Genomic DNA, 11,600 nt, shown 5'->3' with positions numbered 1-11,600 from the left:
CGCATTCCTCACAGTTTCTCAGGAGAGATCATGAACCACGCCGATACCTCTGCCGGCACCGGGCACGCGGAACCCACGGGTGAGATCGATGTCGACGTCCTCATCGTCGGCGCCGGTCCGGTGGGGCTGATGCTTGCGCTCGACCTCGGTTCCCGAGGTGTCCCTTGCCTGCTCATCGACAGGATCGTCGACCAGCCCGCCGGGATTCGCGAGCACCCGCGCGCGGCTGCCATCGCCGCGCGCACGATGGAGTTCTGCCGGCGATGGGGCCTCGCGGACGCCGTACGCGGTGCCGGTTTCCCCGAGGACTTCGCTCCGAACGAGACCTACTGCACGACCCTGGACGGCTATCCGCTCTTCGTCGTCCACGCGCCGTCCGCGCTGGAGCGTGACCCGATCCCGTTCAGTCCGGAGACACGCGAGCGGTGCCCGCAGATCTGGTTCGATCCGATCCTGGAGAGTGGTCTGGAGCAGTACCCATCGGTGGTGAAGCGGCGGGGCTGGAGCCTGGAGTCCTTCGAGGACCTCGGGTCCGCCGTGCGCGCGGTCGTTCGAGAGGTCGACTCCGGCCGCGAGCACCGGGTGAGGTGTCGCTACCTGGTGGGTTGCGACGGTCCCGGCAGCAGCGTCCGCAAGGCGCTCGACATCGGGGTGACGGGCCGTGGCGTCGTGAGCAACGCCGTCAACGTCATCCTTGAGATGCCCAACTTCCTGTCATCGCACGACATGGGTCCCGCCGAGCGCTACTACTTCCTGGACGACGGCGGGACCTGGGCCATCCTCTCGGTCATCGACGGCCGCGAGAAGTGGCGCTTCACGCTCAACTCCGCCACGGGCCTCGGCGACGACGACTGCGAGGCGGCGATGCGCCGCGCCTTCGGCCCGAAGGTGGAGTTCTCGACCGCCGCGAAGGTGGAATGGCGCCGCACCGAGGCTGTCGCCGATGCCTTCCGTGCCGGTCGCGTGTTCCTGGCCGGCGACGCGGCCCACACCATGCCGCCCGACCTGGGTATGGGCATGAACACCGGTGTCGCCGACTCGGTCAACCTCGGCTGGAAGCTCGAGGCGGCCCTCGCCGGTTGGGGCGGTGAGCGACTTCTCGACTCCTACGAGATCGAGCGCCGGCCCATCGCCGTGCATGTCGCGGGCGAGGCGCGAGGCGCGCACGAGAAGCGCGGCACCGCCGCGCGAGGACAGGCACACGTCCTCGAGGACTCGCCGAGAGGCGAGGCGGCACGTCGGGCGATCGGGGCCAGGCTCGCCGAGATGTTCCCCGGTGGGTGGGACACCAGCGCGCTCGAGTTCGGCTATCAGTACGACGAGTCGCCCGTCACCTTTCCCGATGGCACGCCCCGGCCGGCCGTGACCGGCCTCGCGGACTACACCCAGACTGCCCGGCCGGGCGCTCGCGCTCCGCACGCGTGGCTGCCCGACGGTCGTTCGACGCTGGATCTGTTCGGCCACGGGTTCGCTCTGCTCCGGATCGAGGCTCCCGACGTCGAGGTCCGAGCGTTCGAGGAGGCCGCCGACCTGCGTGGCGTGCCGCTGACCGTCCACGACATCGACAGCCCCGAGGTACGCGCGCTCTACGAGAGCCCGCTCGTGCTCGTGCGGCCGGACGGGCACGTCGCGTGGCGCGGGGCCACCTGCCCGGACGCGCGAGACAGTCTGGACATCATCGATCGACTCCGAGGTGCCGCCTCCTGACAGGATGCGAAGCATGAGCTTCGGACTCCGCTTCCTCGAGATGCTCGTTGCGGGCGAGTCACGTGTCGACTTCGACACGGCCCTCAGAGACGCCATCGCCGGCGAGGATGACCCGGACGGTCAGGCCACGCTACGCCGGGAGTACGAACTGGCGTTGCAGATCCGTGACCAGATGGCGAATCAGCGCAACCGCGAAGTGGTGATGACGAGGCTGAACGACATCGCCACCGGCCTGGGCGAGATTCGTGACTTCGACCAGGTCCTCGATGAGATCGTCCTTCGGGCCAGGCAGCTTCTGCATGCCGACATGACCTATCTGGCTCTCAACGACGAGGCGGGCGAGACGTCCTGTATCAAGGCGGCGTACGGCGCCCACACGGATCGGCTCCATGGCCTCGCGGTTCCCCTGGGGACGGGCCTGCTCGGCCTGGTCGCGGAGGGCGGCGAGCCGCACACGACGGCCGACTACCGGTACGACATGCGGTTCCGTCACGAAGCGCGGGTCGACGCGGCGGTGACGGCCGAGAACATCCGGGCGATCCTCGGCGTTCCTCTCCGGGTCGGTGGTCGAGTCATCGGCGTCCTTCTCGCGGCGCATCGGCGGGTCCGGAGGTTTCCGCCCGCGGAGAAGGCGCTCCTGGTCCACTTCGCCGAGCACGCCGCGATCGCGATCGAGAATGCTCGTCTCTTCGAGGAGAGCTCCAACGCGCTCTCGGCGCTAGGCGCGGCGAATGCCGAGCTTCGGGTGCGGCAGGACGAGACCGAGCGATCGAGCCTTGCCTACGATCGGCTCACGGACGTGCTGCTGAGCCAGGGAGACGTCGATCAGGTCGCCATCGTCGTGACGTCGGTCCTCGGTGGGAGCCTCGGCGTCTTCTCCGACGACGGCCTGATCGAGGGAGAGCCGGGCGGCCTCGACGACGCCGCGCGGGACGCCGCTGTCGCGGCCCGCGGCCGGTGCGTCCACGTCGCTCCCGACGGCTGGGTCGTGCACGCGACCACCGCGGACGACCATGCCGCGACCTTGCTGCTGCGGCGGGATGCGCCGCTGGACGTGGGTGAGCAGCGGACGCTGGAGCGCGCCGCGTCGGTGACCGCGCTGATCCTGCTCTTCCGCAGCGTGGAGATCGACGCGGAGTGGAAGGTGCGTCGAGAGCTGCTGACCGACCTGATCGGCAAGAGTGACGTCGACCCCGTCAAGCTTCGGGAGCGGGCCCGGCGACAGGGCGTCAGCCTGGACGCCGACCTCTCGATCGCCGTCGCGCGGCCGGTGAGCGGTCGTGCCCAGGAGAGTCAGACCGGTCGGGTAGCAGCGGTGCTGGCCAGCGATCTCAAGGGCCTCGCGACCGTGCACCGCGGCTCGGTCGTCGTGCTGGCCCCGACCTCGCCCCACGAGTTGGGCGAGCGAGTAGCGGCTCGCCTGGTCGGCGCGACGGTGGGTGTTGCTCGGTGTGGCCCGGGCCCGGCCGGCATCCCGCAGGGCTGGACAGACGCCGAGCAGACCCTGGTGGCACTGCTCCGGCTCGGCCGTGTCGGCGAGATCAGCGACTCGGTCGGGCTCGGGCTTGCCCGCCTCCTGCTCGGGCACAACGGCAGCGCCGAACTCGACGACTACATCGGCAGAACCCTCGGGCCACTCATCGAGCACGACGAGCGCCGGGGTACCGAGCTCATCGACACGCTGACGAACTGGTTCGCGACAGGCGGTTCCGTGCGCGAGACGGCGGATCGGATGCATGTCCATCCGAACACCGTCAACCAGCGCTTCGATCGCATCGCGAAGCTGGTCGGCCAGAGCTGGCGTGACCCCGAACGCCGTATCGACCTGCAGGTCGCGCTGCGCCTTCGCCAGCTGCAAGGCCCGGGGAACTAGCACGTAAATACGCGAGAACTATGTGTTCACGCACATGGTTCGGGCGGCGTGACCCCGCTCACAATCGGGCTCATGGAGAGGTTCACCAGCCCGGCCGCGCTCGTCTCGGCCGGCAGCTCTGGGACCGCCTTCCGTCACTGATCAGCCTGTCCGATTCGTCCAGGCTCCGGGCTGGGCATGTCCACAACACGAAGGACCGAACACATGAAACTCCGCCGGCTTCTCCGCACGGGAGCGATGCTCTCGGCGACATGCCTCGTGGGATCCGTCGCGCTGGCCGCCTGCGGCGGATCCTCCGATGACACGAGCACGGGCGACTCGTCCGCGAGCGACTCGTCCCAGGGTCAGAACTCGGTCGCCAAGGAGGCCCGGGACCGGCTCGCGACCTACTCCGAAGAGGTGGCCGCGTCCGTTTACGAGTCTTTCGACGGCACTCCTTTCGACGCCTCGAAGGCCAAGGGCAAGACGGTCTACTACATCCCGCTGATCTACAAGGCGTCCTACTTCCCGCTCGTCACCGCGTCACTGGAGGCTGCTCTCCAGCGGGCCGGCGCCACCCTGCACATGTGCGACGGCGGTGGTACGCCGACCGGGATCGCCAGCTGCATGAACCAGGCGGTCGCTGGTAGCGCGGCGGGGGTGATCACCGACTACATCCCCTACGAGATGGTGCCGACGTCGTACGACGCCCTGACCGCGAAGGGCATCCCGGTCTATCTCTCCGCCTCGCTGGCCCCCAACGACCAGCCCAACACCGCACAGATCGCCTACGGCAGCCCCGATCCGACCGGCTTCGCCTCCGTCGAGCTCGCCGCCGACTCGATCATCTCAAGCTCCGACGCGCAGGCCGAACTCATCCTCCTCAAGGTGGCGACCTCGGCCGGCATCGAGCGCACGGCGGACCACGCGGAGTCCTACCTGGAGAAGACCTGCCCTTCGTGCGAGGTTCACACGATCACGGTGACCTCGGCGAACCGCGACAAGGTCGCCTCGCTGATCAGCAGCACGCTGCTCAAATACCCGTCGTCCACTTACGTCCTGGTGCAGACCGAGACCTATCTCAACGACGTCATCAGTGGAATCAGCACGTCCGGCCGCACCGGCAAGGTGAAGATCGCGACGGCGAGCGCGGCGTTGGCCGGCCTCCAGAAGCTCGAGACCGACCCCGACCTGCTGGTGGACGTCGGCCTCAATCCCGCCTACATCGCCTGGGGGGACGCGGACGCGATCCTTCGCATGATCGCCGGTGAGGTGCCACCGAGCGACTACCCCGCGGCGGTCCGCGCGTTCACTCCCGAGAACGTCGGCTCCCTCGAGCTGACGGATGAGGCGGCGAAGGGGCCCGACTGGTTCGGCACGCCGACCTACGAGGACTCCTTCGTGAAGCTCTGGGGCCTGAGTTGACCGCCGGCGGGACCATCCCGCTCGACATCTCGGGTCTGACGAAGAGCTTCGGAGCACGGCAAGCACTGATCGACGTCGACCTGGTGGTCCGCGGCGGGGAGGTCCACGCGCTGGTCGGGCAGAACGGATCGGGCAAGTCGACGCTGGTGAAGGCCCTGGCCGGCTATCACGCGCCGGACTCGGGCACCATCAGCCTGGCCGGTCACGACCTGCGGCTCCCGGTGTCGCCGCAGGACCTTCGGGCCGCCGGGGTGTCGATCGTGCATCAGGATCTCGGACTGCTGGCCGATCTGACCGTCATGGAGAACGTGGGCATCGGCAACCTGAGCCATGCCAGGCTCTCCCGGCGGGTGGACTGGAAGGCCGAGGAGCGCCGTACCAACGAGATCATGGCGCGGCTCCATGCCTCGGTGTCGCCGAGAGCCAAGGTCTCGAGTCTGGGACCGCTGGATCGATCGATCGTGGCCATCGCCCGAGCTCTCACCTCGCAGAAGCCCGGCGAGGGCGTCATCATCCTGGACGAGGCGACGCGCACCCTGCCACGTGACGCGCTCGCGGGTTTCCACCTCATGCTGCGCACCATGGTCGCCGCCGGCGGATCGGTGCTGCTGATCTCACACAACCTCGAGGAGGTGCTGGAGCACGCCGACCGCGTCACGGTCCTGCGTGACGGCCGGGTCGTCGGAGCGGGCGTCCCGACGAAGGGCCTGACCGAGCAAGGGCTGGCACATCTCATGCTCGGCCGCGAGGTCGACGAGTCGCCGGAAGCGGGAGCCGCGACGCATTCGCTGGGTCCGCCGATCTTGATCGACGGTGTCCGGGGAGCGCTGGTCGAGGACGCGTCGTTCACGGTGAGCCCGGGCGAGGTCGTCGGCCTGACGGGCATCGCCGGCGCCGGCTGGGAGGAGGTCCCCTACCTCCTGGCCGGGGCGGTGCCGGCCCGCGGCGGGACGGTCTCCATCCAGGGGGAGCGGCCGCTCTCGCTGCGCACCTCGAAGTTGCGTGACAGCCTCCGGCGCGGCATCTCGCTGCTGCCGGAGCGCCGTATGGAGGAAGGACTCGCCGGCGCGCTGACCGTGCTCGACAACCTCACTCTCCCGCGCATCGGGCACAAGGGACGCCCGTGGTATGTCGGCCGGGCCTGGCAACGTCAGGAGTTCGAGATCCTCCGCGATCTGGACATCCGTCCACTCGACCCGGACATGCCGGTCGGCAAGCTCAGCGGCGGCAACCAGCAGAAGGTGCTGCTCGGCAAGTGGCTGGCGGGTTCACCCCGACTGCTCCTCCTGCACGAGCCGACGCAGGCGGTCGACGTCGGTGCCCGCAACGACATCCTCCACGCCGTCCGCGACGCGGCGAGCCGTGGCATCGCCGTCGTCGTCGCGTCGATCCACCCCGCCGACCTCTCGGCCGTCTGCGACCGCGTGATGGTGATGAGCGGCGGCGTGGTGGTGGACGCCCTGGAGCGACCAACCGAACAAGCTCTCCTGGAGAGGATCTACGCAGCATGAACCAGCACCTACGTGGCGTCGAGCACGAGGATGCCGTGGCCCCGGCAGCAGATCCGCCGGTACCGGCTGAGCCCGCTCCGACCGAGGGCCCGACCAGCGCCCCGGCGACCAGCGACCCGCGCCATCGGCTGACCACCTTCGGGACCCGTTACGCGGTGGTCGGCATCTGGCTGGCGGTCGCGGCGCTCTACGGCGTGCTGATGCCGGACATCTTTCCGCGCGTGTCGACCTTGCAGAGCATCCTCGGATCCCAGCAGGCCATGGTGTTCCTCGGCCTGGGCGCCCTGGTCGCCTTCGTCGTGGGGGAGTTCGACCTGTCGATCGCGTCCACCCTCGGGCTGTCCGCGACGCTCGTCCCCGTCCTGTCGGTGACTCACGGCGTGAACCTGTTCCTGTCGTGCGTCACCGCCGTCGTCGTCGCGGCCCTCGTCGGCCTGCTCAACGGGGTCCTGGTGGTCAAGGTCGGCGTCGGGGCGCTGATCGTGACGCTGGGGATGGCGACCTTCCTGCTGGGCATCGCGGCTCTCATCTCGCACTCCCAGACGGTCGCCGGTCTGACCCCCGGGTTCTCGAAGATAGCGCTGACCGAGATCCTCGGCCTGCCGATCAGCTTCTACTACGGCCTGATCCTGGCCGCTCTGATGGCCTACATCCTGACGATGACACCGCTCGGCCGTCATATGAGCTTCGTAGGTGCCAACCCCGAGGTCGCGCGACTCGCCGGCGTTCGGGTCGAGCGGATCAAGATCCTCTCGTTCGTCGTCGGCAGCGCGATCGCCGGCCTCGGAGGAGTCATCCTGGTCGCGTCCGTCGGCGGCTATGACTCGACGGTGTCGGCGAACTACATCCTGCCGACGTTCGCCGCCGTCTTCCTCGGGACCGCGGTCGTCCGGCCGGGCCAGTTCAACGCGCTCGGGACGCTTGTCGCCATCTACTTCCTGGCGACCGGGATCATCGGCTTGCAGATGCTGGGGTACAGCGGCTGGGTCGAGAACGTCTTCTACGGCGCGGCCCTCGTCCTCGCGGTCTCGGTGGCGACGACGATCCGGCGCCGCGGCGCGGGTGGCTGATGATCGCCGTGAGCGCCGGGCCTAGGCCAGCAGCGACTGGATGGCGCCGACCACGGCGGGGTCCTCGGGGTCGGTGCGCGGGCCGAACCGCTGCACCACGTTGCCGTCGGCGTCGACCAGGAACTTCTCGAAGTTCCACTGGATGTCGCCGGTGGTGCCCTGCTCGTCGGCCGCCTCGGTCAGCGTCGAGTAGATCTCGTGGCGGCCCTCGCCGTTGACGTCGATCTTCTCGGTGAGCGGGAAGGTGACGCCGTACGTCGTGGAGCAGAACTCCTGGATCTCCTCGGCCGTGCCAGGCTCCTGGCCCATGAACTGGTTGCACGGGAAGCCGACCACCGCCAGGTCGGGGTAGGTCTCGGCGATCCGCTCGAGACCCTCGTACTGCGGAGTGAGGCCGCACTTGCTGGCCACGTTGACGAGGAGTGCCGGCTTGCCGCCGGTGAGCTCGGCCAGCGTGGCCGGGGTGCCGTCGAGGCGCGCGATCGAGGCGTCGAGAATGCTCATGGCCCTAGCGTACCGAGGGCAGGGTCGCCGGCCGGTTGTCGGTGCGCGCGGGTACGGTCGCACGGGTGAGCTTCGTTCCACTCGGCGGCCCCGCGGTCTTCACGCCCGGCGAGCGGCCGCGCGAGGGGACGGTCTCCTTCTCCGACGTACGGCGAACGGTGCCGTTGCCGATGCCGGCGGCGATCCCGGTGCTCAGCAAGGCGCTGGCCCGCGACGACGCCCACCCGAGCGTCGGGCTGCTCGCTGCCGCGACCCACTTCGCGCTCCGGCTGGTGGCGGCCGGCCGGTTCGAGCCGGCCGGCGCCGGCTGGGCGCCGGTGCTGACCGTCGAGGACGCGGAGCGGCTGCGGCTGCTCGCCGTGGCCAGGGCGTACGACGACCTCGACGCCGTGGCCGCCGAGGAGCTGGTGCGTGGCGTGGTCGGGGCCGTGGTCGACGCCATGCCGCAGGGCGCGCCCCGGCCCCGGCCGGTGGCCCCCGCCCGGGACTCGTCGGCGGGCACCTCCGACAGGCCGGCCGGCGACTTCGCGGCCCGGCTCCAGGGGCGGCTGCACCGCCACCTGGTCGCCACCGCCGAGCCGGACACGCTGCCGCAGGTCGTGACGATCTCGCTCCGAGTGGAGACCGACGAGGAGTCGCTCACTCACGGCAACATCAGCCTGGTGCTGCAGGTGCACGACGAGGCCAACCCGCTCCACGTCGTCGACGCCGCGCTGCTGTGGACCGCCGCCTCCTCCGAGCACGGCTTCTCCGAGCGTGCCCGCACCCACGTCGCCGTGCAGTTGCGTGGCGCCGCGCTGGCCTGGCCGCCGCTGGAGCGGCTGCAGGAGCTGACGGTGCCCGACCGCCTCACCCTCGACGGCGACGAGATCGGCAGCCTGCTCGAGGAGGGTGTCGCGGCGCTGCGCGACCGCGGCGTCGACGTGATGTGGCCGCGCTCGCTCGGTCGCGAGCTGACCGCGACGGCGGTGCTGGACCGCCGCCCGACGAGCCCGCGCGAGGAGCAGCTCAACACCGGCCTGCTCGCCCAGGACGCCGTCTTCGCCTTCAACTGGCAGCTCGCGCTGCACGGTCAGCCGCTGACCCCGGAGGAGATGGACGAGCTCGCCAGAGCCGCCACGCCGGTGCTGCGGCTGCGCGGTCAGTGGACGGTGGTCCACCCCAGCATCGCCCGGAAGGCACGCAAGCGACTGCTGCGCACGGTCGCGCCGGCCGAGGCGCTCGGCGCGGCGCTGACCGGCGTCGCCCAGGTCGGCCCGGGCTCCGAGGAGGAGCAGGTCATCGTCGGCGCCACCCTCACCCGGCTGCGCGACCAGGTGCGCGACGCCGGCAAGGGCGAGCCGCTGGCCGAGCCGGCCGGCCTGCGGGCGAGCCTGCGGGACTACCAGCGCCAGGGGCTCACCTGGCTGGCCGACCTGACCGGTCTCGGTCTCGGCGGGTGCCTGGCCGACGACATGGGGCTCGGCAAGACCATCACCCTCATCGCGCTGCACCTGCACCGCGGCGGCGGGCCCACGCTGGTGGTCTGCCCCGCCAGCCTGCTGGGCAACTGGGAGGCCGAGTTCGCGCGGTTCGCGCCCGAGGTGCCGGTGCGGCGATTCCACGGCACCGCCCGCGATCTCGAGCAGCTCGCCCTGGCCGACGAGAGCCTCGTTGGGGCGGTGGTGCTGACGACGTACGGCACCATGCGCCGGGACGCGAAGACGCTGGCGGGCGTCGACTGGGACCTGGTGGTCGCCGACGAGGCCCAGCACATCAAGAACCCGCTGTCGGCGACCGCCAAGGCGCTGCGCACCATCCCCAGCCACGCCCGGGTGGCGCTCACCGGCACGCCGGTGGAGAACGAGCTAGCCGAGCTGTGGGCCATCCTCGACTGGACCGTGCCCGGTCTGCTGGGCAGCCGCAACGCCTTCCGCAAGGCGTGGGCGGCGCCGATCGAGGCCGGCATCGCCACCACGACGCGCCAGTTCGCCGACCTGATCGGGCCGTTCCTGCTGCGGCGGCGCAAGTCCGACCCGGGCATCGCACCGGAGCTGCCGGCCAAGACCGAGACCGATCACCTGCTCACCCTCACCAAGGAGCAGGTGGTGCTCTACGAGGCCTACGTCCGCGACACCATGGCCCGTATCGAGCGGTTGGAGTCGACCGATCCGCAGCGTCGCGGCATGGTGCTGATGATGCTGACCGGGCTGAAGCAGATCTGCAACCACCCGGCGCACTTCCTCAAGCAGGCCTCGGCACGCGTCGAGGGGCGCAGCCAGAAGATCGACCTGCTCGACGAGGTGGTCGCCACCGCCACCAGTGAGGGCGGCGCGGTGCTGGTCTTCACCCAGTACGTCGCGATGGCGCGCTTGCTGGAGAGCCACTGGTCCGCCGCCAATATCGCCCACCAGTTCCTCCACGGCGGCACGCCGGTCAAGGAGCGGGAGCGGATGGTGGCCCGCTTCCAGGCGGCCCCTCGCGACGGGCAGAGCGTGCCGGTCTTCCTGCTCTCCCTCAAGGCCGGCGGCACCGGCCTCAACCTCACCCGCGCCGACCACGTCGTCCACGTCGACCGCTGGTGGAACCCCGCCGTCGAGGACCAGGCCACCGACCGGGCCTACCGGATCGGCCAGGACAAGCCGGTGCAGGTCCACCGGCTCATCATGCGCGGCACCATCGAGGAGCGGATCGCGCTGCTGCTCGACCGCAAGCGCTCGCTCGCCGACGCCGTGCTGGGCCGCGGCGAGGCGGCGCTCACGGAGCTCTCCAACGACGAGCTGCGCGACCTGGTGACGCTGCGCCGCTGAGCGGGTGTCATACGAACTGGCTGCCCGGGCGACCGACTCGGATGACGTTCGCGACCGGGTGTCGGTTCTCGCGGGCACACTTGTCACCGTGAGCGCCACGGTCCATCCCCGCCAGTCGGCGCGCAAGGGCGGCGTCCGGCTCACCGGCTGGTGGGCGAAGGCGTGGCTGCGCGCCGTCGAGGAGACGGCGTACGACGAGCGCGAGCTCGCCGCCGGCCGAGCGCTGGGCCGCGGCGGAGCGGTCGGCGGGATCATCGTCGACGCCGGCTCCTTCGCGGCCGCCGTCGAGGACGGCCGGGGGATGTGGACCGTCTCCGGCACCCTGCCGGTGCTCGACACCGCCTCGGTCGCGGCGCTGGTCGAGGCGGTCGCCGCCGTACCGGCCCGGATCGCCGGCCTGCTCGCAGGCGACCTGCCCCACGAGCTGGTCGAGCACGCCGAGGAGCTCGGCGTGGAGCTGCTGCCGTTCGGTGGCGAGCTCGGCTCGGTGTGCAGCTGTGACGCCTGGGTCGACCCCTGCGTCCACGCGCTGGCGGTGATGACCCAGCTCGGCTGGCTGCTGGAGCGTGACCCGTTCGTGCTGCTCCAGCTGCGCGGCGTGGGCCGCGAGGACCTGCTCGCCCGGCTGCACGCTTTCACGCCGGCGCCGGCGCTGCCCGACTCGGCCGGCATCGACGACCTCGATATCGCCTTCGACGCCGCGGTGCGTGCGGCGCGCCTGCTCCAGGAGTGACAGTGCGGT

8 protein-coding genes are annotated in these 11,600 nt (G+C 70.5%); 7 read left to right on the top strand and 1 reads right to left on the bottom strand.

The window, feature by feature from the left end; all coding sequences use genetic code 11:
• Positions 1-30 precede the first annotated feature (30 nt).
• The 5 genes from QM595_RS12875 (at position 31) to QM595_RS12855 (ending at position 7,565) form a co-directional block, all read left to right on the top strand.
• A complete protein-coding gene (locus QM595_RS12875) occupies positions 31-1,707 on the top strand; it encodes an FAD-dependent monooxygenase (RefSeq protein ID WP_415171960.1) in 1,677 nt (558 codons plus the stop codon).
• 13 nt (positions 1,708-1,720) lie between these two features.
• Complete coding sequence (locus QM595_RS12870) at positions 1,721-3,580, top strand: helix-turn-helix domain-containing protein (protein ID WP_415171959.1); 1,860 nt, start codon at positions 1,721-1,723, stop codon at positions 3,578-3,580.
• A gap of 399 nt (positions 3,581-3,979) precedes the next feature.
• Positions 3,980-4,984 (top strand): sugar ABC transporter substrate-binding protein, encoded by a 1,005-nt coding sequence (locus QM595_RS12865; RefSeq protein WP_415171958.1) that lies wholly within the window; start codon positions 3,980-3,982, stop codon positions 4,982-4,984.
• Positions 4,981-6,495, top strand: a complete 1,515-nt coding sequence (locus tag QM595_RS12860) for a sugar ABC transporter ATP-binding protein (RefSeq protein WP_415171957.1) — start codon at positions 4,981-4,983, stop codon at positions 6,493-6,495. The genes QM595_RS12865 and QM595_RS12860 overlap by 4 nt, the downstream gene beginning before the upstream one ends.
• A complete protein-coding gene (locus QM595_RS12855; RefSeq protein WP_415171956.1) occupies positions 6,492-7,565 on the top strand; it encodes an ABC transporter permease in 1,074 nt (357 codons plus the stop codon). The genes QM595_RS12860 and QM595_RS12855 overlap by 4 nt, the downstream gene beginning before the upstream one ends.
• A gap of 21 nt (positions 7,566-7,586) precedes the next feature.
• Here the strand turns inward: QM595_RS12855 and QM595_RS12850 are convergent, their stop codons facing one another.
• Entirely contained in the window at positions 7,587-8,069 is a 483-nt protein-coding gene (locus tag QM595_RS12850; protein WP_415171955.1) for a glutathione peroxidase, read from the bottom strand.
• Between the two features lie 65 nt (positions 8,070-8,134).
• Between QM595_RS12850 and QM595_RS12845 the strand changes: the two genes are divergently transcribed.
• Together QM595_RS12845 and QM595_RS12840 are read left to right on the top strand one after the other, a co-directional pair.
• The gene (locus QM595_RS12845) at positions 8,135-10,858 is read left to right on the top strand and encodes a DEAD/DEAH box helicase (RefSeq protein WP_415171954.1); all 2,724 of its coding nucleotides are present in this window, start codon (positions 8,135-8,137) and stop codon (positions 10,856-10,858) included.
• 88 nt (positions 10,859-10,946) lie between these two features.
• A complete protein-coding gene (locus QM595_RS12840; RefSeq protein ID WP_415171953.1) occupies positions 10,947-11,591 on the top strand; it encodes an SWIM zinc finger family protein in 645 nt (214 codons plus the stop codon).
• Positions 11,592-11,600 lie beyond the last annotated feature (9 nt).

This window comes from Nocardioides sp., from assembly GCF_047607185.1.
Taxonomy (GTDB): Bacteria; Actinomycetota; Actinomycetes; order Propionibacteriales; family Nocardioidaceae; genus Nocardioides.
The sequence above is the reverse complement of the archived record's forward strand: the minus strand, read 5'-3'. Positions and strand labels throughout refer to the sequence as shown.

Excerpts from the sequence above, each read along its gene's own strand:
- QM595_RS12875 (WP_415171960.1), top strand. The coding sequence starts at position 31 with ATGAACCACGCCGATACCTCTGCCGGCACCGGGCACGCGGAACCCACG.
- QM595_RS12870 (WP_415171959.1), top strand. The coding sequence starts at position 1,721 with ATGAGCTTCGGACTCCGCTTCCTCGAGATGCTCGTTGCGGGCGAGTCA.
- QM595_RS12855 (WP_415171956.1), top strand. The coding sequence starts at position 6,492 with ATGAACCAGCACCTACGTGGCGTCGAGCACGAGGATGCCGTGGCCCCG.
- QM595_RS12850 (WP_415171955.1), bottom strand. The coding sequence starts at position 8,069 with ATGAGCATTCTCGACGCCTCGATCGCGCGCCTCGACGGCACCCCGGCC.